Genomic DNA, 22263 nt, shown 5'->3' with positions numbered 1-22263 from the left:
AGAGACTACTGAATGTAGTGATGAAAACAAGGAACAAAATTCTTAGCATATTATTTTACCAGTAGATGCTGACGGTGAAGGACATTAGTAACGTGGCGATACCAGTGATCTGAAATTTTTGCCTTGTCGTCACTCCATTCAATGTAGCCACGGCTTTGGAAATAACGCAGAGTACCTAACACTTCAGAGAGACTCAGCTGAGTACACTCAGACAGCTCTTCTTGGTTTGCCACTTCTAATTGAACAATTGAGCGAAGCACTGCCAACATAGGTTTCGGCATTTTTTCTAGCTCTTCAGACTCAGGTGCTCTAAATAACCTAACCACTATGCTGTCATCACTTTTATTGCGACGTAAGGACAATCTAAAGAATCTGAGGGCTACCGTTGGATTGCCATCTGCGTAGTGCCAAAGGATTCGATAGAAGCCATTTCGAGCGCGGTCTTCTTCACTGATATTGTCGTGATCCCATTGTTTTGGTACCACAAGACCTTCAAACGAGAGTCGATACTCATCTGATTGGTTTATTCGAGACTCCAATAGTTGAGAAACTTGAGCTTCGTTCCAGTTTGGAAGAAAAGAAACCCAATCAAACAACAGCCTTTCTCCGCGAGCTCTATCAACAAAACGCCAACTCGCTTTCTCGATAGCGAGCACAGCGCGGTGGTTTTTCTTAGAACGACGCAATAGGTTAGTAAACTTAATTAGGCCATTGAGTCCGCCCACCATTGGTTTAACTAGGCGCTGACCGTTATCGAGGGCAATGAGGTAGCTTTCATTACTTTTTCGAAGATGGTTTAGGATTTGGATCTCGCCAGCTTCTCGATCAAGGCCTAATTGCTCGGCAAACTCTTCGATAAGCTCTGAATAACCCGCATAAGGGCAGTTGAGATAAATAGGCGTGGCATTCTTGACCTTGTGTAGTAACTGCTTAAGGAAGGTTGTCGTGCCAATACCGCGCTCACCGGAAATAACGCATACAGCAGGGTTGTTAGACAGTACATATCGAGAGACCTGTTTGAACTCATCCGTTGCATAGTCAATTAAGGTGCTGTCTTCGTGCCCTGGTGTAATGTATTTGAAGGTTTCATCACCCTTAATGCGAACAAAGTTTTGTGAGTGCGCTTCACTTTGATTCTGCTTGGCGACTTCAATTTTGAAGAGGTAGGCTAGGCCTTGGCTGAAGAAGGTAAAATTCGACAGTTTGGCAACGATCATGCCCTGGCACGTTGCGGTGAAAATCCAAACAATGCCCAATACGGTGGCGATGATATTGAGCAGGAAGGTATTCTCATTCTTTTCAGCCCAAACAATCCACAGGGGTTTCTCCGGCATCTTGGCGATGCGACGGAAAACAATAGGTCGCCACTTACGCAATACATGGATGGTAATCAGCACAAACCAGAAAAAGACGAGGCTGGATATCCAGTAATAAATGGTGCCTTTACCCACCATTCGCTGTGAAATCTGCAGAATCACACCAACAAAGATAAAGCTCCATACATACCAACGTATCGTAGACAATCGGAGTGCGACGATTTCTTTACTGGAACTGCGACTATTACGGTAAGCGAACTCGAGAATAAAGCTAATCGCAATCGATCCACCTAAGATCCACCAAGTGAAAATCTCTAGGACAATAAGCTGGCTTAAACTCGGTATTGTAGAGAGCACACGTAGAGATAGTGTGATGGCAATAAGCACCGCTATAGCGCGATTTGCACGGCTGATATACCAAATTAAGCGCATCCATAGAGGAGGGCGAGTGCCATATTCTGATTGTGCATTTTTGAAGGCTTCGATAAATCGCTTACTGTTGGCTAACCACCAGGTCAGCACAAAGTAGATAAATAGAACCTTAATGACCGCCCACATCAAAGGGATCGGAGAAATAAAGATATCTTTGATCAGAGCTTTAAAGCTGCGTATTTGAAGACGAAATAGAAACTCGCCGTTCAAACGCGTGATATACCACTCTTGCTTAAACTGAATCACACCAGACGGGCCAAAGCCTGCCACCAAGTCTTTGGTAGAACTACTGGCGAGCTTTAGTAAGTTAGCCTTACTTTTACCTAAGCTACTTAGTGTCAACCAAGAACGTTCAGCTATTTTCCAGTTTTCATCAGTGGTGTCGTCACTATAGGCGTCAATCTGCTCAGCAAACTGGTCAGCGTGTTTACGTTGCTCTCTGATAACCGCTTCCATTAACTGATTGACCTTGTCTCGATCCGCTCGCGACATAAACAGTGGCTCTGGCAATTTATCTATCTCTGTAGCAATGCTGATAGACACTTTGTCGATATTCGGTTCATCTGCTAAATCGTATTGCCAATTGGCATGAGCGCCAAAAGAAAATAAAGCGAGGAGCAGAGGAAGGAAGAATAGTTTTGAACGCATGATTCTCTCTTGTCCGTTTGATTCCTTGAAAAGTTTAGTGCAGAGAATCTGTTTCACGAAATTTTTTGTGAAAAAACATTGAATTAGAGGAAAAACATTTCACTAAAAGATGCGATCTCAGTCTCTTTATTTTTCCCTTGTATGAATGTTAATCTTTATTAACAATTCATTAGCAATTGCTTTGGGGCCTCAATATGAACTTTCCATACAAAAACATAGTCGTGTTAACCGGTGCTGGTATTTCAGCGGAATCGGGAATCCAAACGTTTCGAGCGCAAGACGGGCTTTGGGAGAATCATCGTATTGAAGACGTAGCAACACCAGAAGGGTTTGCTAAAGATCCCGTGTTGGTGCACTCTTTTTACAATATGCGCCGCCAGAAACTCTTGTCTGAGTCTATTCAGCCAAATTCGGCACATAAAGCGTTAGGTCGTCTCGAAGAGATGTTGGATGGAAGTGTCACGGTAGTGACGCAGAACATCGATAACCTTCACGAAAGGGGCGGTACCAATAACATAGTTCATATGCATGGTGAATTACTGAAGGCTCGTTGCAGTGAATCAGGTCAAGTGGTTGAACAACTAACGGATCTCAATGATGGTGATCTGTGCCATTGTTGTCAGATACCTCATCAAATGAGACCGCATATTGTTTGGTTTGGAGAGATGCCGCTGCAAATGGATAGAATTTATGCCGCCATAGAAGAGGCGGATCTTTTTGTTTCTATCGGCACATCAGGGGTAGTTTATCCAGCGGCAGGGTTTGTGCATGATGCAAAAATGCACGGCGCACACACCATAGAAATCAACCTAGAGCCGAGTGCGGTACAGAGCGAGTTTGAAGAAAAACGCTATGGTCCTGCAGGTGTTGAAGTACCTAAGTTGGTTGAAGAGCTGCTCTCGTAAACCAAAATGCATTAGCGCATTTTAACTTCTAGGAATAATTGTTCGTATTTCAAACGGCTTTCAGGTGAGTTAAGCTTAAAGTGGCCATTTTCGATAGTCTCTGCCGAAAGCAGTTTCAGCAGTTTACTCTGCATAGAAAGGCCATCAATCACTGGAGTTAAGCCTGAATAAAGTGAAATTTGCGATTGAACAGTCTTATCCATAAGGAAGTTCATCAGCAAAAGCGCGTCTTCGTCTGCACCGCTGTCAATGTTCATTGATAGGGCATAGGCGTCTAAAATAGCGCCTTCTGTAGGCCATTCAATTGCGATATCCGCATCTTCTAGGCTGCCAATATACGCGTGGTCATTACTCAATATACCAACCGAGACTTGTCCCGATAGGAAATGCATCTCTGGGTCTTCTTTTGATAAGAAGGCCGCATTATTTCGCATATCGAGGAGCCATTGTTTTGACTTTTGTAGCTGCTTGTCGGTTGCATTGTTGATGGGATAACCCATCCCCAGCAGTGCAATAGAGACTAGTGTTTGAGCATCATCTAAAATGAGAAGCTGCCCAGTCCACTGTTCATCATGAAGGTCAACCCATTGTGAAAGCATCGAGGGTGGCAACATTTTAGAGTTGGTCGCTATACCTATGCCTTGAAGCATTAAAGGCACTGAATATCGGTAATGTTGAGCGAGTTCGACTCGATTCAACTCAGGTTTGATGTTGCTTGCGTTGGACAGCGAGTCTTTTGCTATCGGCTTAAAGTGGTTTGCGAGTTCCGTTTGTGCTGGATAATAGCTATAAGGAATTAACGTAAGGTCTACGGCGGAATAGTCTCGTCTACTGATATGTTGTGGGGTGTCTATATTATAAACACGCTGCTCTACGATGATACCCGTTTGAGCGGTAAACTGAGATAGAACAGACGATGGGATCAGATTATTGGGTAGATAGATACTGACGGCACGCGGGGTGATTACATCCACAATTTCTTCTTCAAGCGGTTGTTCTGATTCAGAAAAAACAGAAAAGCTAAAGAATAAGGATAGAAGGCCAAAGGTCTGAGTAATTCGCATTAGTAGAGCCATAGTTGTAACGTTAGCTTTCCCTTAAGTATCTTTTAGGGCGCGAGTATAACAGAAGTGCAAGGGTTTGCACTTAAAGAGGTTACTTAAGCTTCACCCCATAATTTTGACATGTTTAAAAATTATACGAGAAACGGTGCAGATGGTTTGTTTGTATGCTCAAAACAGAGTTAAGTGATAGGACCTTATGCTTAAGACTATGCCGTAACGCCAGTTTACAGGTATACTTGCGCCAGAATATTTTCTTTTAAAGGCAAGGACCTAAAGATTCAATGAGCGATCCGATAGAGAAAAACTTCAACCTTGGTGGTAGCGTAGAAAAGGCATTGGCTGGGGATTTTGAATTAAAACCCATCAGTGTGATTAGTGAAGCATGGCAACTGACGATGCGTAACTTTTTGACTTTCTCTCCCGCTGTTATCCTTCTTATCGCCATCCAAGCTGCCATTTTTATCGTTGCACTGAAACTGCAAATTGGTGATCTCTCAGCAATCTTAGTCATGTTCCAGGACCCTGAGTCTTTGCAGCCAGGCATCTTTCAATCCATCTTCGTGGCGAACTTTAGCTATGAAGTGGTAGCAGCGCCTATCTATGCCGGTGTTGCCTTGATGGCAATGAGCCATGCGGCAGGCCTGAGAACTGAGACCAGACACATCACCAAAGGTTTACCTTTTATGATGCCAGTGATTCTGGTCACTATGCTCAATCTATTGTCTCAAGCAATCGCTGGAGCACTGCTGCCGTTCTTATCTCTTTATTTGTCTCTTGCCTTCAGTAACGCTGTTTTATTGGTCTGTGAGAAACGTTTGGCCCCAGTTAAAGCCCTATGGACATCGATGCGCGCAGTGAACAAGCGTATCTTCTCTATTGCGGTTATCTATCTTGTGACCATGTTTGCATTTGTGGCTGGCATGATGCTGTATGGTCTAGGTCTCGTTATCGCAGTACCGTTTTTCTTCCATGCAAAAGGTATTATCTACCGCAATATGTTTGGTATTCGCCTGCAGGTTGTTGCCACGCAAGATGCACCAAAGCAAGAGAATGAGAAAGATGAGCATATTGATGAGTCTGACGATGACAATACCCCTCCAACATCGGGTACCCCTCGAGGTGGCTCAAACACATTTGATGCATAGGATAATCGCTTAAAATGAAATGTCGTATATTGACCGCGGCGCTATTGGTCATGGGCCTGAACACAGCACAGGCCGAAGAATACATGTTTACCTACAGTAAGTTGTATTCGCCATTAAAACACAATCTGAAAGAGCCACAACAAGACGTCAAAGTAGGGCTCTTTTTTACCAACTTTGAAACCAAACAACCTTGTTCAATCGAAAAGGCTTGGATGGAAAAAGAAGAGCACTTTGAAGAGTTGACTATCAGTGACAACGGAGAGGTGAATGTGCCTCTAGATAGTAACCTTAAGAGTGCCAATCCTTTAGTCTATATTCACACGCAAAAAGACGCGCGTTGTGATTACTCTTTGGTTGTCTTAACGAAAGAGCCATTAAAGGGTGAAGTAGGGTATTCAGAGTTAGAGAGTAAAACCTCTCAAATGAAAACGGTGCTTGGCGGTCTAGGTGGTATGTTCTCGAACTGGTTTACCCCAGATATTGAAGGCGTAACACTTGAATTCACCCCAGATACTGTAAAGCAAATCATGCTTTCCAATGGCAAGGCTGTCCCGGTTAACGAACAAGGAAAAGCCATCCTTAAGTTAGTGGATTTAAGTGACGGTGTCACAGCTAATATATCTGAGCAAACTCAACGGGTTATGCCATATATTGAGCAGTAAAGCAGATACAAAAAGGCCGGAGCAATTAAGTGAAGTGACCCCGTAAAGTTGGACATTTCTGTTAAGCGGCTTTTAAGGCCTGATTTCGATATTCCGTCGGAGTCAGGCCTTTTAGTTTCACTTTGATGCGCTTTGTATTGTAATACTCGATGTATTCGTCAATATGTGCGATTAAGTCATCGGCATCTTCAAAGTGTTGATTATGGTACATTTCTGTTTTCAGTAAGGCAAAGAAGTTCTCTGCTACTGCGTTATCTAAGCAGTTTCCTTTTCGTGACATACTTTGAGTTAATCCCTGCTCAGCGAGAGTTTTCTGATACTTCCTATGCCTATATTGCCACCCTTGATCGCTATGCACTATTGGCTTAGCGTCTTTGGCTAAGGTTGCAACCGCCTCTGTCAGCATGTCAGTGACCAGAGGTAAGCACGCATTTTTCGCAACTTTGTAAGCCACAACTTCCTGCGTAAACAGATCAACGATTGGTGATAGGTACACCTTCTGCTGTTGAACTTTAAACTCAGTGACATCAGTTACCCACTTTTCATCAGGCTTCGTTGCACTGAAGTCCCGTTTAAGTACATTTGGAGCGGTTTTTCCAGTTTCTCCTTTGTAAGAGCGGTACCGCTTAGGTCTGACCGTTGATTTCAAGCCTAGTAATCCCATCAGGCGTTGAACTGTCTTATGGTTAAGCCTGACGTCGTATTTCCTTAACTCTAAATGAATACGACGATATCCATATCTCCCTTTATGGTCATGATATATTTTCTCAATCAACTGTTTTTCATCTTGATAGCTTTCGGCAGCGTTGTTCGACTGTGCATGATAATAGAAGCTACTTCTTGCTAATTTAAGGGCATGCAAGAGATGTTGTTGTGGATATTGATTTTTAAGAGCTAGAACTACTTTCGTTTTTTCTTTGTTCGACGATGCTTCTCCTGTTCCAGCTCCTCTAACTTTTTTAGGACAGCATTCTCAGCTCGCAAGTACGCTAACTCCTCTTTGATCTCTTCCAGTGTTTTCTCATCATCGCTCTTGTTTTGAATAAAAGGATGCTTACTCATTGCGGGTCGTCCTCTGCTACGTTCAAGCCCCTGGAAACCATATCTTTCATACTGTTTGAGCCAAACAGCGAGTGTGCCAGAGGAAGAAAAATTTAAAACCGCACTAGTGTGACTGATAGACCAACCATTCGTCCACATATGAGTCAAAGCTTGGAGCTTAGTTTGCCCATTCTTTGCAAAACCATGAGGGATAAATGCCTGAGAGCCATGGATATCGAATACTTGTGCCCAGTAACGTATTTGGCGTGATGGTATAGAATGAAGACGAGAAAGCTCCTGAGAACTTTCGCCTTGTAGATATTGTTTAGCTATTGAGCATTTCAATGCTCGGTTGTATTTGGACATAAAAAGACCCCCAATAATTGGTATCCAACTATTGGGGGTCAGTTCATAAGTCTCCGGCCTTTTTTATTTATCAGAATTAAACGTTAGTTACGTCTAACTGAAGTTTAGGGTCAAACTCTACTGGTTCAACTGCTGCAGTTTCTACAGGTATTTCTTCTTTATCAAAACCAATATCACCGCCATTGATCACGCCAGAATCTTGATCGACCGATTTAAAATCGAATAAATCAAAATCGGCTAGGTGGCTAGGTACTACGTTTTGCATAGCACGGAACATGGTTTCTATACGCCCTGGGAATTGCTTGTCCCAACCGTTTAGCATCTGCTTGATGTTTTGACGCTGCAAGTTTGGCTGAGACCCACAAAGGTTACATGGAATGATAGGGTATTCGCGCATATCGGCAAACTTGATGATGTCTTTTTCACGGCAGTAAGCCAGTGGACGGATCACAACGTGTTCGCCGTTGTCTGAAACCAACTTTGGTGGCATAGCTTTCATTCTACCGCCATGAAACATGTTCAAGAACAGTGTTTCTATGATGTCATCGCGGTGATGGCCAAGGGCAATCTTGGTTGCGCCAAGCTCTTTGGCTGTACGATATAAGATACCGCGACGCAGACGTGAGCAAAGAGAGCAGGTCGTTTTGCCCTCAGGGATCTTGTCCTGAACGATAGAGTAGGTGTCTTCTTCTACAATCTTGTATTCAACACCAAGGGTCTCTAGATATTCTGGAAGAATATGGTCAGGGAATCCTGGTTGCTTTTGGTCGAGGTTAACTGCAATCAAGGAGAAATCGATTGGAGCACTCTTCTTAAGACTCATCAAGATCTCAAGCATAGTAAAGCTATCCTTCCCGCCAGATAGACAAACCATAATGCGATCGCCTTCTTCAATCATGTTGAAGTCTCTGATTGCGTTGCCTGTGTCACGACGAAGACGCTTTTGCAACTTGTTAAAGTTGTATTGTTGGGCCTTGGTGCGCTCTTGAACTTGTTCGCTCATTTAACTATCCGGATCTTGATTAAAAAGAGAGTGCGTATGATACGGATATTCTAGGCAGTTTCCAGTGAAAAAACAGCGAACATAAAAAAGCGGTGTTGCCACCGCTTTAACTATGAACTTGATTGATCACTTATTGAAACTAACTGCCATGTGGATCCAATGGGCTTACATAACCGCTAGGTTTGAGAGCCAATACGTCACAATTTATTTCATCAATGATGTTTTCCGCTGTGTTACCTAGGAATACTGCGGACAAGCCTGTCCGGCCAGAGGTGCCAAGGACGACTAATCCAGCGCCAAGGTCTTTCACCGCTTTAGGTATAACGTCTTGAGGTAAGCCTTGCTCAACAATGGTTTGCTCCTCAGCAATGCCATACTCTTGTCGAAGGGCTTTCATGCTTTTTAGGTGGTGACCGCGAACAGAGTCTGTGTAGATGGTTGGATCAAACTCAGGTAATTCGACGGTGATGTTTGGAGGAGTGATAGGGTAAGAGTTGACTAAGTGCAGCTCTGCATCAAGACGATCTGAGAGATCGAGTGCCTGTTCAACCATCCTATGGTTGAGCTCAAGGTGAGCCTCATTCTCTGAACCAACGTGAACGGATACCACTACATGACCTTTTTCTGGCCAATCATGGTTTTTAACCAGCAATACAGCACAAGGGCATTTACGTAGTAGGTGCCAGTCTGTAGGGGTAAACAGTACAGATTCGAGGAGATCGTGTTGGCGTGTCGTTTTAACTACAAGCTCGTAGTCTTTGGCAAAGACTTCACTGATGATGGCTTCATAAGGTCTGTTGTGCCAAACCACCTTAATATCGAGCTCAATGTGGCCATCATCTCTATAGGGTTCTGCGACTTCTTTCATCCACTGTTCACGTTGATGGATAACACCAGCGCGCATCGCATTTCGTTCATCAGGGGAGAGCATAGATGTCATTTCATACGAAAAGTCATATATTGCGAGGAAAAAAGTAATCCGACTTGGTGACTTACTTTTCTTTCCGATTTGCATGGCTCGAGCCAAGGCTGGCTGCTGCTCTGCGTCGATATTGGCAACAACCAGAATGTTGTTGTATATACTCATAGACCACCCGTTTCATTCTATTAACGATAAGTACAATATAACTCTACTGTGAAGAAAAGTGTTAGATTGCAATCTAAGATTAGACGAAAAAAGAGTGACTTATTAGTGATTTAGAAGAAATAAATGAGGAATTTGAAGTGACTCAGCTAAGAGTCACTTCTGGGAGTAGGTTAGCTACGGCTAGCGCCTGCCAATTTTGCGAGAGCATCGTGGTCGTTGATCGTGATGTACTTACCTTTAACAGCAAGAATATCTGATTTTTGGAAGCGACCTAATAGACGACTGATAGTCTCGACCGTTAAACCAAGGTAGTTACCGATATCACCACGGGTCATGGTCAATCTGAATTCTCTTGGGCTGAAGCCACGCTGAGAAAAACGCTCAGATAGGTTATACAGGAAGGCCGCTAAGCGCTCTTCTGCATTCTTCTTAGAGAGAAGCAAAATCATATCCTGATCGCCTTTGATTTCACTACTCATCAAACGCATGATTTGTTGGCGCAGTTTTGGCATTTTGCCTGACAAATCATCAAGGATTTCATAAGGGATCTCACACACCATCGACGTTTCCAAAGCTTGTGCAAAGCTTGGGTGTGATTGGGTGTTGATCGCATCGAAACCAACCAAATCGCCGGCTAGGTGAAACGCGGTAATCTGCTCGTCGCCTTGTTCTGTGATGGTATAGCTTTTAATTGTGCCTGAACGAATGGCATACAAGGATTTCAACTCGTCACCAGCCTTGAAAAGCTCTTGGCTTTTCTGAATCGGCTTCTTGCGTTCAATGATCTGATCGAGCTGATCAAGCTCTGCATCATTCAGCGTAAATGGAATGCAAAGCTGTGAAATACTGCAATCTTGGCAATGAATAGCACAACCACCGGACTGTATACGCTTTGTTGCTGGTTTCTCAATATTAATCATATTTATTAGATTTACATATAATTGATTTACGTCAATATATTAGCACTTTCAACCCTAAATGGGTAGTCATATAAACGTTCGTTATATCAGAAAGTTAACTAATTCATTTGCCTAATTAACTAACAATAATATTGAGTACATTGCGTATGCTATCATCAAACTTCCAATTATGCGGCGAATGATAGGAGATCGAAAAAACTGAGAATATTTAGCTGAACCTGCGCCAATGAGAATCATAGCGGGTAGGGTACCTAATCCAAAGCATCCCATAATTAGTAGGCCATTAGTTGCACTGCCAGAGACCGCAGCCCAACTCAACATCGAGTAGACCATTCCACAAGGAATCCAGCCCCACACCATACCGACAGGATAGGCATACCAAGGAGAGCGCAAAGGAATCATTTTAGCCGCGATAGGCGATAGAAACTTCCATAAGTACTGTCCCATTTTTTCTATCTTTAATAGCCCATTCCACCATTGTGCCAAATACAAGCCCAATAATAGAATCATCACAGCGGCAATGGCGCGCAACACGGTTAAAAAGTGGGTGGAATCGAAGACACTGACACTGCTAGCGACGGTACCACCAACCAGTGCGCCAATAACAAGATACGAGGATATGCGCCCAAAGTTATACAGTAGAGTGATTTGGAACGAACTTTGGCGTCCATTTAACGCTACAGCGCTGGCTATTCCTCCGCACATTCCCATGCAGTGACCGGCGCCAGCTAGTCCAATAAGAAAGGCACCTAACCAATCAATATTGCTCATTTCTCTTTCTTACTCTCGTCAGACGGAATGTCATCTTCTTCGAACAGGATATTATGTCCTTGGCGATCAAGATCTTCAAACTGCTCCGACTTAACTGCCCATAGAAATACGGCCACCGCTACGGCGACCAGTACGATTGCTATGGGAATCAGAATGTATAGACTTTCCATGTTTATTTAGTAATCTCAGTGAGTTAGTAACTACGATGATGGAGCTTGCTGACATGCCCACCACGGCAATATAAGGCGCGACCAATCCGCAAACCGCGAGTGGCAGAATAAGTAGATTGTATCCAAGCGACCAGGCAAGGTTTTCTCTAATTATCTTGCGAGTTTTAAGAGCAAGGGTGCGAGCCTCGATCAATTTATCTAACTTATCTCCCAAAAGTACCATATCCGCTGAGGATTTGGCGACATCAGTTCCGCCGCCCATTGCCACAGAAAGATGGGCACCAGCAAGGGTCGGGGCATCATTGATACCATCACCGATCATGAGTGATACATCTTTCTTAGGCAGGCCATTGAAGTAATTGAGCTTGCCCTCAGGGCTTACGCCAGCTTTCAGCTCGTCAATACCTAACTGTTTGGCGACAGGTGCTGCATTCAGTTCGTTGTCACCGGTAAGTAAGGTTGTGCGAATGCCCAAGTCTTTAAGAGATTGAATGAAGCCTTGGCTGCTTTCTCTGATTGGGTCGCTGTAAGTAAAGGTTGCTGCCAGTTCATCATTGATAGACAGATAAACCGTATGCGGTGTGTTTGCTATTGTGCTGTCACAAGCAAACGTGTAACTGCCTATCTTACAATCAAGGTTATTTACTGTTCCCGTTAGACCTGAGCCAATGTGGTTTTCTACCGCGTCAGCCGTTATTGAATCGTCAATGTGTGGCCTAAACGCTACTGCAATTGGGTGATTGGCGTGGGCTTCAAGGGCTGATGCAATCGCTAGCACTTGTGATTCTTGCCACTGTCCAAAGGTCGTCACACTAGAGAGCGACACTTTTCCTTCGGTGAGTGTGCCGGTTTTGTCAACGATAACGTGATTGATCTTACAGAGCGTCTCGATGGCATGCGACTTTCGTAATAATATGCCAAGGTCGCCCATTCTGGAGGTTGAACACGTGATGGCGGTGGGCGTTGCTAGTGAAAGGGCGCAAGGGCATGTTGCCACCAATACGGCCAGCATGATCCAAAATGCGTCTTCAGGTTGGTTTTGTTGCCAGTAGAAGTAGGTGCAGGCAGAAATAATTAAGATAGCGGCGACGAAATAACGGGCCACGATATCGGCAATTTCTGCGATCTTTGGCTTGGTTGCCTGTGCTTCATCCTGAAGCCTAACAATATTGGCAATCATGCTCTCTTGTTTGCGACAGGCGACTTCTAAGGTAAAGGTTTGTTCACCGTTGATAGTACCGGCGTACACTGTTTCACCAGTACTTTTCTTCACGTGTAAAGGCTCACCAGTCAGCATCGATTCATCAACGAAGACGGCTTTATCCAGTACATAACCATCGGCGGGAACGTGCTCGCCGGCCAGCACTCGCACACGGTCTCCTATGCTTAGGGTTTTTACTGGCACCTGGTTGCCGTCTTCTAGTGTCGCCATCGCAGGGACAAGCTTTAGTAAGTTGGCACTGGCCGCAGCTGCCTTGCGACGCGCCCGCATCTCAAGAAATCTTCCAAGTAATAAGAAGAAGGTAAACATTGAGATGGATTCAAAAAACACTTCGCCACTTTGTGTAAAGGTAGCGATTAAACTTGCGAAGTACGCAAAAATTAAGGCGATAGAAACGGGGACGTCCATGCCGAGCGTTCTGGCTTTTAGGCTTCGCCACGCATTCATGTAAAAGGGCAGAGCAGAATACAGCAGAACGGGAGTTGCGAAAATTAGACTGACAATTCGGAAATAGTGTTTAAATTCAGGCTCTAAGTTACCAAACACCTCAAGATACAAAGCCACGGCCAGCATCATGACCTGCATGGTTGCCAGTCCCGCAATACCGAGTTTGTACAGGTATTGCTTCATCGCTCGATAATAGGTTTCTTCTTGTTTGTCGGCTTCGAAAGGAGCTGCTTTGTATCCTAGTTTATGGATGGCACTCAGTAATTCACTCAGTTTGGTTTGTGTTTTATCCCAAGACAATAGGGCTCTGTGAGTAGCGGTATTGACGTGAATACGAACCACACCCTTGTGTGCATTCATTTTCTTTTCAATCAGCCAAGCACAGGCTGCGCAAGACACTCCATCTAGTGACAATGTCACTTCAGAGGTGTTCTCATCATTGCGTACAAACTCAGATTGCACTTGCTCGTTGTCGTAATGGATCAACGATTGCAACTGTTCAGGAACGAGATCGACTCGCTCTGCTTTCTCTGTACGGTACTGATAGTAAGAGCTTAAACCACTATCTACGATAGTCTGTGCCACTGATTCACAACCAGGGCAACACATCTCTCTCGATTCTTTTAGAATCGTGACGCGATAGTTCGTGTTCTCTGGTACATCTTCACCGCAGTGATAACACGATTTTTCCATAATAATCAGTTCATTAATGGTGCTGGAGTGGAACTAGGGAAGGTCATCCGACCTTGAATTAGCCATTGCTTGTCATGAGGTCGCAGTTCAATAAACCATGGACCTTGTAGAGGCTCTTCTAGGTGAATCTTATACGTGCCAGAAGGGTTGGCGGTAGCAAGATAGTCAAAGTCTCTGTCAGGCAGTGTACGGTGTGAAAACTCTATATTGAGAGCTGGGAAGTTACTGAGCTCACCTTTGTTTAGCTCAATGACGATATCACGATCATTAGAGTATACCATTGCCGAAAGGTTGAGATCTTGAGCCACACTGACCTTAGACAGGTCTATGTTGATGCCTTTGCCTTTTTTATAGTAATCCTCTGAAACCAGCGAAACGGTATGTTGAGATAAGATGTAAACGCGAAATAGTGTGCCGAATACGGTGGTTAAGATCAAAAGAAGTATGAACCAAGCCCAAAAATGCTTATACCAAGGCTTTACCATAAAAAAGTTCTCTAATTGAAAAATGAAAGGATGATTGTAAAGAAAAGTCAGCCCCTATGGGTAGGGGCTGTTATTGAGTTGTTACTATTTATCTTGGTTGCTTAGGCTCCACACGTAAGCTGAGACAAGTTGTACCTTCTCTTCGCCTAGGATGTCTTTCCAAGCAGGCATAACGCCCATACGACCGTTAGTCACCGTTTCGGTTACTGCCGCTCTTGAGTCGCCATACAGCCAATTGTTATCAGTTAGATCAGGCGCGCCAACAGCAGGGTTACCTTTACCATCTGTACCATGACATGCAGCACACACTACAAAGCGAGATTTACCTGCAGCGGCTTCGCGAGCATTAACCTTACGGCCTGATAGTGAAAGGGTGTAGCTAACGACTTCTTTAACGCCGTCTTCTCCTAACACATCGATCCATGCTGGCATCTCGCCAATTCGACCGTCCATTACCGTGGTAACGATCGCTTCAGGCTCACCGCCATACAGCCATGCGTTATCCGTTAGGTTAGGGAAGCCAAGCTGACCACGCGCATCAGAACCGTGGCACTGAGAACAGTTCTGTAGGAACAAACGTTGACCTACTTTTACTGCTTCTTCGTTAGTAGCAATTTCAGGGATAGGGCGTAAGCCACTACCGTCGTCTGTCATCGCAAGCTTACTGAATGCTTCACCAAAGTAGGCATCAGCATCTTCCAACTCTTTTGCGTATTGAACCAATTGCTTGTTCTCTTGAGAACGAGCAATAGAGGCTCGAGACTCTTCGATGCTAGTTACCGTTTGGTCAGAACTCTGCCAGCCTAAAAGGCCTTTGTAGTTACCAAGACCTGGGTAAAGCGCAAGGTAGACAATCGCGAAGATGAAAGTGGAAATAAATAAGTAAGTCCACCACTTGGGCAAATCATTGTTGAGCTCACGAATACCATCGTATTCATGGCCCATGTCATCACCTGGATCAACACCCATTTTGTCCTTTACACACCAGCGAAGGATGATAGCAACACCTACCAAGGTCCCTACGGTGATGAAGGTAATCCAAAGACTCCAAAATGTAGTCATTATTTAGTCTCTCCTTGCTGGTCTTTCTTCGGGCTTTGTTCGTCCGCAAATATAAGATTTGCGTCCTCTTCGAAGCGAGCCTTGCGGTTTTTACCGAAAGCCCACCACACAACGCCGCCGAAGCAGACAAATAGTAGAATTGTCCAGATGCTGTGAATAACACTGATATCCATATTCACTCCTTACTTCATCGCATGGCCGAGAGACTGAAGATAAGCAATCAGAGCGTCCATCTCTGTTTTGCCCGCTACGTCTTGAGACGCAGAAGCCACTTGCTCGTCAGTATATGGTACGCCAAAGTTGTTCTTGAAGATCTCTAATTTCTTCTGCGTCAATTTGCCGTCCAATACATTTTCTTCTAACCAAGGGAAGCCAGGCATGTTTGATTCAGGCACAAGCTCACGTGGATTGATCAAGTGAACACGATGCCATTCATCAGAGTAGCGACCGCCTACACGAGCTAAATCAGGACCAGTACGCTTAGAACCCCAAAGGAAAGGGTGCTCCCAAACGCTTTCACCAGCAACAGAGTAGTGACCGTAACGCTCTGTTTCAGAACGGAACGGACGAATCATTTGGCTATGACATACGTTACATCCTTCGCGGATGTACACATCACGACCTTCCATTTCTAGTGCAGAGTACACGCGCAGGTTCTGTACAGGCTCAGTGGTTTGCTTTTGGAAAATCAACGGAGTGATCTCTACCAATGCCCCCAAGCTGATTGCGAATACAATCAGAATTGCCAGTAGTCCAACGTTTTTCTCAACTAGCTCGTGGCGATTTTTTGGATTATTAGCCATATCAAAATCTCCTATTGTGCCGGTTGAGGAACAGCTTTAAGACTGTCCTTTGGTGCAGCGATGGTCTTGTAGGTGTTGTACGCCATTAGGAACATACCTGCTAAGAAGATAGCGCCGCCGATGAAGCGAACCGTGTAGTACGGGTAAGACGCTTGCACAGATTCAACGAAGCTATAGGTTAGAGTGCCGTCTGGGTTAACACTGCGCCACATCAGGCCTTGCATTACGCCAGAGATCCACATCGCAACGATGTAAAGTACGGTACCCACAGTCGCAAGCCAGAAGTGAACATTGATCAGGCCTACTGAGTACATACGCTCTTGACCGAACAACTTAGGTACTAGGTGATATACCGAACCAATAGAAACCATTGCTACCCAACCTAACGCACCAGAGTGTACGTGACCGATAGTCCAGTCGGTGTAGTGAGACAATGCGTTAACCGTTTTAATAGACATCATTGGTCCTTCAAAGGTAGACATACCGTAGAAAGACAATGAAACGATTAGGAATCGCAAGATTGGGTCATAGCGCAGTTTATGCCAAGCACCAGATAGCGTCATAATACCGTTGATCATGCCACCCCAAGATGGAGCAAACAGAACAAGGGACATCACCATGCCTAGAGACTGAGTCCAGTCTGGCAGTGCTGTGTAGTGAAGGTGGTGCGGACCAGCCCAAATGTATAGAGACACTAGAGCCCAAAAGTGAACGATAGAAAGACGGTAAGAATAAACAGGTCGTTCAGCTTGCTTAGGTACGAAGTAGTACATCATACCCAGGAAACCAGCAGTCAAAAGGAAACCAACAGCGTTGTGCCCGTACCACCACTGAATCATGGCATCGACAGCACCGGAGTACATCGAGTATGACTTCATTGGGGAGACAGGAATTGCCATGCTGTTTACGATGTGCAATACCGCAACAGTAAGGATAAAGGCTCCGAAGAACCAGTTGGCGACGTAAATATGCGATGTCTTACGCTTAACCATGGTTCCGAAGAACACGATTGCATAAGCTACCCAAACGATAGCGATGGCGATATCGATTGGCCACTCTAGCTCTGCATATTCCTTGCCGGATGTGAATCCTAAAGGCAATGAAATAGCAGCGGATAAAATAATCGCTTGCCAACCCCAGAAGGTGAATGCCACTAAAGGACCACCAAATAGGCGCGCTTGACAGGTGCGCTGAACCACATAATAAGATGTGGCAAAAAGGGCGCTTGTACCAAACGCAAAAATAACCGCGTTCGTATGAAGCGGTCGTAGACGAGAGTAGGTTAACCACGGCGTATCAAAGTTAAGCTGTGGCCAAACCAACTGAGCGGCAATCAAAACACCCACACCCATGCCGACAATACCCCAAAGAATGGTTACCAGGGTAAATTGACGAACAACGGTGTAGTTGTAGTTTTGTTCAAGCTGCTTTTCTTGGCTCATTTGCATGCTTCCAATTTATTATTAACTACACTTTTCCAACACAACGCCAACAAGTTGACGCAACGACAAATACCATCAAAATCCGAGGAAAATGAGTCAAAAACGCTCGACTTCCTAAAATCCATTTTAAAGATGGTATTAACAGCATGAATTATACGGAATTAACATTTGAATGACAGAGACTTAACTATAGGAATGAATAGAGTTTTCCTATTTAATGTAAAAAGTTTGAAGTTTGTTACAAAGGAGTCATTTAATGGCCGCAGAAAAATTGACCAAAGGGCGTTTAATTCAAATTATTGTGACATTTGCTGTGCTTATCGCTGCGTTCACTTGGCGAACAATTGAACATAGTGATAACAAATCAATAAATGAAACGAGTTGTATAGTGGTGGATTCGTGCCGTTTTGAGTTTAACAGCAACGACTATCAGCTAGAAGTGGACCCTGAAAACTCCGCGTTTCGAGTGACTAGAGTGTCAAAAGCAGAAAACGATGACTTCGTAGAATATCAGGGAGGAAGTCATCATATTTCAGAGTTTATAAGTCTTGAGAACAGCAGTGAGTTTACTTTTAGTGTGAGAAACAACGAGCAAATATTGCAGGTAAATGTTAACGACAAGTGATATCTAGCACGTAGGTTATGTCGTTAGATGGATCTTCACATCTCTAGCACTTAATGCACCAAACAAAGCACAAAATCCACCTACAATTGCGATTACGAACAATGACGCAGTCCAGTTCCCTGTGGCTTGATGTAAGTACCCAAGAAGAGGTGGTCCTATCGTTGCAAAGCCATAACCGAAGCTCTGAGACATCGCGGATAAAGCCGCTGCTTGAGAGGCGTTGTTACTTCTAAGTCCAACAAACGATAGGCCGATGACAAAGGTCGAGCAGTTGCAAAACCCAAACATCAAGGTCCAAAAGATGGCGAAGTCTGGTAACCAAATTAGCCCTAGAGTCGCAGCTACAGTGCCTGTTGCTGTCAATAAGAATAAGGCTTGCGTGCTCTTAAGCCTTGATAGAAAGGGGATTAATACAAGGCCTGGCCATATGGTCGCGAACTGTAACAAACCGTAGATGTAACCTGCTTCTGTTTCGGTCATGCCTTGGTCCAGCAAGATTTTTGGTAGCCAACTAGCGAACGAGTAGAAAGTAAATGAATTTAAACCTAGCGCGAGTGTAACTTGCCATGCAATACCGCTGGAAAGCAGTTGTTTAATGCTGACTCCCTTGTGTTGAGCGTTATGATTTTTTGTTTCTTTGGAACGAAACCAGAAGACCAACGCCAGCGTCACGAAAAACAGATTAAACAAGAGTGCAAACTGCCACCCTGATAGGGGCGTTACCGTTAGATGAGATAACGGAACCATAGAGGCAGAAGAGAGAGTAGAACCAATCCCCATAGTGAAGGTATATAAGGATGTCATCACCGCTATACGAGTAGGGAAATTCATCTTAACGGCTACAGGCAACAGGACATTGCCAATAGCGATACCCGCTCCAATAAACACTGTGCCCACATATAAGGTTGCAACACTACCAACAGAACGTAGACACACCCCTAAAAATACGGAGAACAGGGCTAGGCAGACACTCTTCTTTAAGCCAAACCGAGTAAGAACGGTTAAGGCGAGTGGAGATATTAAGGCAAAAGAGAGTAGTGGTAACGAAGAAAGCATGCCCAAAATAGTGGAGCTTAGATGAAGCTCAACCATAATCTGGTCAAGTAAAGGCGCCAGACTGGTAAAGGGACCGCGTAAATTGGCCGCTAGCAATAATATGCCACCTAGCGCTAGGTAGTGGTTGCGTGTAAGAGACACAGGTATTTCCGTTGTGAAGAGCAAGTGAGAGATTATAAAGGAGTAATGATTTCTTGTAGAGCGTTGATTTGTAGTAATTTATAACCTTCGAAAACCATGTCTATTTTCGTTATTTTTATAACTTGACGCACTATAACTAAAGTGTTGCTGTTGGTTTAATTATCATTCGATATCTCGTTTAAAATATGAGAACTAAAGGTTCTAGCAAGATGCTAAATAGAATGGTGCTGGGAACTTTCTAACTGATGGATAGCATAAACGATTGACACATTTAGACATAGATCGACTTTCAAATAAGACGAAGCCTGCAAAATGTAACGCATGTAACAATCTGTGAATATGATAAGACTAGTTTATTGCTAGCGATGATATTTTTAGCGCCTATTTAAAATTATAGAAAGTGCTTTTATGTTAAGAACTATTGTTGCTAGTACCATTGTATTGGTCTTAGCGGGTTGCGGAGGAAGCAGTGTCAATTCTCCAGCATCAAGTAATCCTGTACAGCCAATTGATGAAACAGGTCAATATAGGGTAATTAGCTCTACAGAGCTTAACTCAGACGGTCCTGAAGGTATGGAAACCTATGACTTGATCGAGAGTGTCTTGGGTCGAGGTGCTATTGAAGCCCCAGATCTCTATTCAAACAACGACCCCGATGGCGGTAGACATATCGTTGAAGAATACGACGAGGTCATTGGCAATCATTTTAAGTTCATCATGCACTTCGAAGATGGAGATCGTGACAAAGGGCGTGTGGACCGTCAAAGAAACGAGATCAAGGCATATGATAAATCTCAAGATAAATTAAAGGGTTATCTGGGTAAGACCTTTGAATACAGCTGGAAATTTAAAATTGGTGATGACCTTAAGGTAACCAAGCAATTTACGCATCTATTTCAGCTAAAGGCCGTAGCCGAAAAGAATAGTGAGGACTTTGTTATTACGAGCAGTCCGATTCTCACACTGACTGCTAACGTTCGCAGCAATCAAAGTGGCCTTGAAGTAAGACATGTCCATTACAACAACGACCGTACAGGGACAGTCAACAACACGCTTGTTCATACCACAAAGATGGATGACGTAGATTGGAATCGTGATATCGCAGGACAGTGGATTGAAGCCTTTGTACGAGTGAATTACAGCGAATCTGGTAGCCTGTACATGACGCTAACGCCATTGGGTGAATCTAAACCGATGATAGAAATCACTGAGAACAACATAGAAATGTGGCGCTCAGGACTAGATGGACGTGACGGAAACTTTGTTAGACCTAAATGGGGCATTTATCGTTCGCTTAAATCTGAGGAGCTATTAAACCAAGATCAGGATGAGGTTTACTTTGCGGACTTTAAGATAAGAGAAGTGAAACCTGTCGAGTAAGTTACGTAGCTAAACTACAAAGTAACTCATTCAAAGCCAAGTTTGATGGACTTGGCTTTTTTAGTTTTTATTCGTTAGTAAGATATTGGACTTACACAAAAGAGTGAGAGCGGTTACTGATTTTCGAGACATTAACGTACGAATCATTAGTTAGATTGGCCGTCACTTGGATTAATTGAAACTGAGTACAAAGATTCGTAATCATCAGCACCTAAGAACACTAGGTACTAAGTTGCTATAGAGAGAAGAGATAAGCTGAGAGAGGGACGAGTTACAGAGATTCACTAGCCATTCACAAAACCGTATTTAACATAATATACATAATGCGCACTTTATCTAAGGGTTAGAAATAATGGTTATACAGCTTTAAACCCAAACCCTAGCGCTTATGAGCGTGACTTTTTGCACCTGGCAACGCGCTACGTAAAATGTGGCGTGTTTTGTTAGGCACACCCTTTGAAAATTTAACTCTGTACTGTTCTCTAGACTTGTACACCTTCATCGTACCATTGAATGGATTTTTACGAGCGATGTCTTTGCACTTGTGAAGAAATGATTTATCAACTTGACCTATGTGTGAACTGACTTCACCTTCTTTAAACGTCAGTTTCATTTTCGGCTTATCGTAAAGCACGATCGCAAATATAAGCGCTGCAGCGATCAAAATGACATATAACATGAATGCCTCCTACATCGAGTGCGAATTAGTCTGATAAAAGTTTGCTGAGGTCTTCTTTGAGTAAGTTGACCTTTTCGTTGGCTTTTTCACTGCGCTGAGCTTCACTAAGTAGATACTCAATGGCGTCAGACAAGGTGCAACCCAACTCATTGGCTCTATGAGAGAGTTTTTCCCAAACGCGATAATCCAAATCTATGGATTTCTTTCGTGTGTGCACTTGTTCTGCGTTGAAATGACGCTTTCTCTTGGCCCGAATGGCTTGTTTGAGCTTGTTATCTAACTCAAGAGACATGTGATTCTCAATCCATTCCAACACTTGAACCGGTTCGTGTTCGATAGCGCGAAGGAGTTCTACTGCTGCAGCGTCTGCGCTGCTGTCTAGATGGCGAGTAACTTTCTCACCTTCTTTCCATTTTTTTACTAGATAGTTCCACTTCCAACCACATTCAAGGTTTTCAAGTTGTTGATATTTCATGATTGTTAATCTAAGTCCATTTAAAATTTAAGACGTACAGTGACAGCGTAACCCTAGTCACTCAATTTGACAATGCAAAGACCTTGCATATTTGTTGTAAAGCACAATTTGATGTAACCAAGTCTAAAATAAGCGCTCCGAAATGCATCAAGTGCACTATTTTTCGGGTTATCTGTTAATAGCTTAGGTATACTAAGTGGATAGTATATTTTAGTAAGTTTTT

At 43.8% G+C, this 22263-nt stretch carries 22 protein-coding genes and 1 pseudogene; 5 read left to right on the top strand and 18 right to left on the bottom strand.

Annotated features, from left to right (window positions below):
- Positions 1 to 50: 50 nt before the first annotated feature.
- Positions 51 to 2396 carry an ATP-binding protein gene (locus OCU35_RS06680; RefSeq protein ID WP_261825027.1) on the bottom strand — a complete coding sequence of 782 codons (2346 nt, stop codon included), beginning with the start codon at positions 2394 to 2396 and terminating at the stop codon, positions 51 to 53.
- Positions 2397 to 2590: 194 nt separating this feature from the next.
- On the opposite strand from OCU35_RS06680, the gene cobB reads away from it, so the two are divergent.
- Positions 2591 to 3301: a Sir2 family NAD+-dependent deacetylase gene (gene cobB, locus OCU35_RS06675; protein WP_102329337.1), complete on the top strand. Its 711-nt coding sequence runs from the start codon at positions 2591 to 2593 to the stop codon at positions 3299 to 3301.
- A gap of 11 nt (positions 3302 to 3312) precedes the next feature.
- On the opposite strand, the gene OCU35_RS06670 is transcribed toward cobB, so the two are convergent.
- A complete protein-coding gene (locus OCU35_RS06670) occupies positions 3313 to 4365 on the bottom strand; it encodes an ABC transporter substrate-binding protein (RefSeq protein ID WP_241910156.1) in 1053 nt (350 codons plus the stop codon).
- Between the two features lie 281 nt (positions 4366 to 4646).
- Here OCU35_RS06670 and OCU35_RS06665 point away from each other — a divergent pair, with 281 nt between their 5' ends.
- Together OCU35_RS06665 and OCU35_RS06660 are read left to right on the top strand one after the other, a co-directional pair.
- Positions 4647 to 5510 (top strand): DUF2189 domain-containing protein, encoded by an 864-nt coding sequence (locus OCU35_RS06665; protein WP_261825026.1) that lies wholly within the window; start codon positions 4647 to 4649, stop codon positions 5508 to 5510.
- Positions 5511 to 5524: 14 nt separating this feature from the next.
- Positions 5525 to 6172, top strand: a complete 648-nt coding sequence (locus tag OCU35_RS06660) for a DUF2987 domain-containing protein (RefSeq protein ID WP_065599180.1) — start codon at positions 5525 to 5527, stop codon at positions 6170 to 6172.
- A gap of 61 nt (positions 6173 to 6233) precedes the next feature.
- Here OCU35_RS06660 and OCU35_RS06655 read toward each other — a convergent pair.
- The 13 genes and pseudogenes from OCU35_RS06655 to ccoN form a co-directional block, all read right to left on the bottom strand.
- Positions 6234 to 7070: pseudogene (locus OCU35_RS06655) on the bottom strand (IS3 family transposase); the annotation flags it as partial.
- 2 nt (positions 7071 to 7072) lie between these two features.
- Positions 7073 to 7579, bottom strand: a complete 507-nt coding sequence (locus OCU35_RS06650) for a helix-turn-helix domain-containing protein (RefSeq protein WP_261825025.1) — start codon at positions 7577 to 7579, stop codon at positions 7073 to 7075.
- A gap of 76 nt (positions 7580 to 7655) precedes the next feature.
- Complete coding sequence (gene ttcA / locus OCU35_RS06645; RefSeq protein WP_017030645.1) at positions 7656 to 8582, bottom strand: tRNA 2-thiocytidine(32) synthetase TtcA; 927 nt, start codon at positions 8580 to 8582, stop codon at positions 7656 to 7658.
- 139 nt (positions 8583 to 8721) lie between these two features.
- Positions 8722 to 9669 (bottom strand): universal stress protein UspE, encoded by a 948-nt coding sequence (gene uspE, locus OCU35_RS06640; protein ID WP_017030644.1) that lies wholly within the window; start codon positions 9667 to 9669, stop codon positions 8722 to 8724.
- A 170-nt stretch (positions 9670 to 9839) separates the two neighbouring features.
- Positions 9840 to 10589 (bottom strand): FNR family transcription factor, encoded by a 750-nt coding sequence (locus tag OCU35_RS06635; protein ID WP_017028966.1) that lies wholly within the window; start codon positions 10587 to 10589, stop codon positions 9840 to 9842.
- A 111-nt stretch (positions 10590 to 10700) separates the two neighbouring features.
- Positions 10701 to 11360 carry a sulfite exporter TauE/SafE family protein gene (locus OCU35_RS06630; protein WP_017028967.1) on the bottom strand — a complete coding sequence of 220 codons (660 nt, stop codon included), beginning with the start codon at positions 11358 to 11360 and terminating at the stop codon, positions 10701 to 10703.
- Complete coding sequence (gene ccoS / locus OCU35_RS06625; RefSeq protein ID WP_082961347.1) at positions 11357 to 11530, bottom strand: cbb3-type cytochrome oxidase assembly protein CcoS; 174 nt, start codon at positions 11528 to 11530, stop codon at positions 11357 to 11359. The genes OCU35_RS06630 and ccoS overlap by 4 nt, the downstream gene beginning before the upstream one ends.
- The gene (locus tag OCU35_RS06620; protein WP_261825024.1) at positions 11451 to 13892 is read right to left on the bottom strand and encodes a heavy metal translocating P-type ATPase; all 2442 of its coding nucleotides are present in this window, start codon (positions 13890 to 13892) and stop codon (positions 11451 to 11453) included. Before OCU35_RS06620 ends, ccoS begins: the two co-directional genes overlap by 80 nt.
- Before the next feature lie 5 nt (positions 13893 to 13897).
- Complete coding sequence (locus tag OCU35_RS06615) at positions 13898 to 14377, bottom strand: FixH family protein (protein ID WP_017030641.1); 480 nt, start codon at positions 14375 to 14377, stop codon at positions 13898 to 13900.
- An 84-nt stretch (positions 14378 to 14461) separates the two neighbouring features.
- Entirely contained in the window at positions 14462 to 15439 is a 978-nt protein-coding gene (gene ccoP / locus OCU35_RS06610; RefSeq protein WP_017030640.1) for a cytochrome-c oxidase, cbb3-type subunit III, read from the bottom strand.
- The gene (locus OCU35_RS06605; protein WP_017028971.1) at positions 15439 to 15612 is read right to left on the bottom strand and encodes a cbb3-type cytochrome oxidase subunit 3; all 174 of its coding nucleotides are present in this window, start codon (positions 15610 to 15612) and stop codon (positions 15439 to 15441) included. Before OCU35_RS06605 ends, ccoP begins: the two co-directional genes overlap by 1 nt.
- Positions 15613 to 15621: 9 nt before the next feature.
- Complete coding sequence (gene ccoO / locus OCU35_RS06600) at positions 15622 to 16242, bottom strand: cytochrome-c oxidase, cbb3-type subunit II (protein WP_017028972.1); 621 nt, start codon at positions 16240 to 16242, stop codon at positions 15622 to 15624.
- A gap of 11 nt (positions 16243 to 16253) precedes the next feature.
- On the bottom strand, positions 16254 to 17684 hold the full coding sequence (gene ccoN / locus OCU35_RS06595; RefSeq protein ID WP_017028973.1) for a cytochrome-c oxidase, cbb3-type subunit I: 1431 nt from the start codon (positions 17682 to 17684) through the stop codon (positions 16254 to 16256).
- A gap of 256 nt (positions 17685 to 17940) precedes the next feature.
- Here ccoN and OCU35_RS06590 point away from each other — a divergent pair, with 256 nt between their 5' ends.
- Positions 17941 to 18309, top strand: a complete 369-nt coding sequence (locus OCU35_RS06590; RefSeq protein ID WP_065209874.1) for a hypothetical protein — start codon at positions 17941 to 17943, stop codon at positions 18307 to 18309.
- Between the two features lie 15 nt (positions 18310 to 18324).
- Here OCU35_RS06590 and OCU35_RS06585 read toward each other — a convergent pair whose 3' ends face one another.
- Positions 18325 to 19506, bottom strand: coding sequence for an MFS transporter (locus OCU35_RS06585; RefSeq protein WP_261825888.1), 1182 nt, complete (start codon positions 19504 to 19506; stop codon positions 18325 to 18327).
- A gap of 408 nt (positions 19507 to 19914) precedes the next feature.
- Here OCU35_RS06585 and OCU35_RS06580 point away from each other — a divergent pair, with 408 nt between their 5' ends.
- A complete protein-coding gene (locus OCU35_RS06580) occupies positions 19915 to 20886 on the top strand; it encodes a polysaccharide lyase (protein ID WP_261825887.1) in 972 nt (323 codons plus the stop codon).
- 379 nt (positions 20887 to 21265) lie between these two features.
- Here the strand turns inward: OCU35_RS06580 and OCU35_RS06575 are convergent, their stop codons facing one another.
- Both OCU35_RS06575 and matP read right to left on the bottom strand, forming a co-directional pair.
- Positions 21266 to 21565 carry a DUF3634 family protein gene (locus OCU35_RS06575; RefSeq protein ID WP_017030636.1) on the bottom strand — a complete coding sequence of 100 codons (300 nt, stop codon included), beginning with the start codon at positions 21563 to 21565 and terminating at the stop codon, positions 21266 to 21268.
- Positions 21566 to 21590: 25 nt separating this feature from the next.
- Positions 21591 to 22040: a macrodomain Ter protein MatP gene (gene matP, locus OCU35_RS06570; protein ID WP_017028978.1), complete on the bottom strand. Its 450-nt coding sequence runs from the start codon at positions 22038 to 22040 to the stop codon at positions 21591 to 21593.
- Positions 22041 to 22263: the final 223 nt, after the last annotated feature.

This window comes from Vibrio breoganii (genome assembly GCF_024346795.1).
Lineage (GTDB): Bacteria > Pseudomonadota > Gammaproteobacteria > Enterobacterales > Vibrionaceae > Vibrio > Vibrio breoganii.
The sequence above is the reverse complement of the archived record's forward strand: the minus strand, read 5'-3'. Positions and strand labels throughout refer to the sequence as shown.

Excerpts from the sequence above, each read along its gene's own strand:
- OCU35_RS06680 (WP_261825027.1), bottom strand. The coding sequence starts at position 2,396 with ATGCGTTCAAAACTATTCTTCCTTCCTCTGCTCCTCGCTTTATTTTCT.
- cobB (WP_102329337.1), top strand. The coding sequence starts at position 2,591 with ATGAACTTTCCATACAAAAACATAGTCGTGTTAACCGGTGCTGGTATT.
- OCU35_RS06670 (WP_241910156.1), bottom strand. The coding sequence starts at position 4,365 with ATGCGAATTACTCAGACCTTTGGCCTTCTATCCTTATTCTTTAGCTTT.
- OCU35_RS06665 (WP_261825026.1), top strand. The coding sequence starts at position 4,647 with ATGAGCGATCCGATAGAGAAAAACTTCAACCTTGGTGGTAGCGTAGAA.
- OCU35_RS06660 (WP_065599180.1), top strand. The coding sequence starts at position 5,525 with ATGAAATGTCGTATATTGACCGCGGCGCTATTGGTCATGGGCCTGAAC.
- OCU35_RS06650 (WP_261825025.1), bottom strand. The coding sequence starts at position 7,579 with ATGTCCAAATACAACCGAGCATTGAAATGCTCAATAGCTAAACAATAT.
- ttcA (WP_017030645.1), bottom strand. The coding sequence starts at position 8,582 with ATGAGCGAACAAGTTCAAGAGCGCACCAAGGCCCAACAATACAACTTT.
- uspE (WP_017030644.1), bottom strand. The coding sequence starts at position 9,669 with ATGAGTATATACAACAACATTCTGGTTGTTGCCAATATCGACGCAGAG.
- OCU35_RS06635 (WP_017028966.1), bottom strand. The coding sequence starts at position 10,589 with ATGATTAATATTGAGAAACCAGCAACAAAGCGTATACAGTCCGGTGGT.
- OCU35_RS06630 (WP_017028967.1), bottom strand. The coding sequence starts at position 11,360 with ATGAGCAATATTGATTGGTTAGGTGCCTTTCTTATTGGACTAGCTGGC.
- ccoS (WP_082961347.1), bottom strand. The coding sequence starts at position 11,530 with ATGGAAAGTCTATACATTCTGATTCCCATAGCAATCGTACTGGTCGCC.
- OCU35_RS06620 (WP_261825024.1), bottom strand. The coding sequence starts at position 13,892 with ATGGAAAAATCGTGTTATCACTGCGGTGAAGATGTACCAGAGAACACG.
- OCU35_RS06615 (WP_017030641.1), bottom strand. The coding sequence starts at position 14,377 with ATGGTAAAGCCTTGGTATAAGCATTTTTGGGCTTGGTTCATACTTCTT.
- ccoP (WP_017030640.1), bottom strand. The coding sequence starts at position 15,439 with ATGACTACATTTTGGAGTCTTTGGATTACCTTCATCACCGTAGGGACC.
- OCU35_RS06605 (WP_017028971.1), bottom strand. The coding sequence starts at position 15,612 with ATGGATATCAGTGTTATTCACAGCATCTGGACAATTCTACTATTTGTC.
- ccoO (WP_017028972.1), bottom strand. The coding sequence starts at position 16,242 with ATGGCTAATAATCCAAAAAATCGCCACGAGCTAGTTGAGAAAAACGTT.
- ccoN (WP_017028973.1), bottom strand. The coding sequence starts at position 17,684 with ATGAGCCAAGAAAAGCAGCTTGAACAAAACTACAACTACACCGTTGTT.
- OCU35_RS06590 (WP_065209874.1), top strand. The coding sequence starts at position 17,941 with ATGGCCGCAGAAAAATTGACCAAAGGGCGTTTAATTCAAATTATTGTG.
- OCU35_RS06580 (WP_261825887.1), top strand. The coding sequence starts at position 19,915 with ATGTTAAGAACTATTGTTGCTAGTACCATTGTATTGGTCTTAGCGGGT.
- OCU35_RS06575 (WP_017030636.1), bottom strand. The coding sequence starts at position 21,565 with ATGTTATATGTCATTTTGATCGCTGCAGCGCTTATATTTGCGATCGTG.
- matP (WP_017028978.1), bottom strand. The coding sequence starts at position 22,040 with ATGAAATATCAACAACTTGAAAACCTTGAATGTGGTTGGAAGTGGAAC.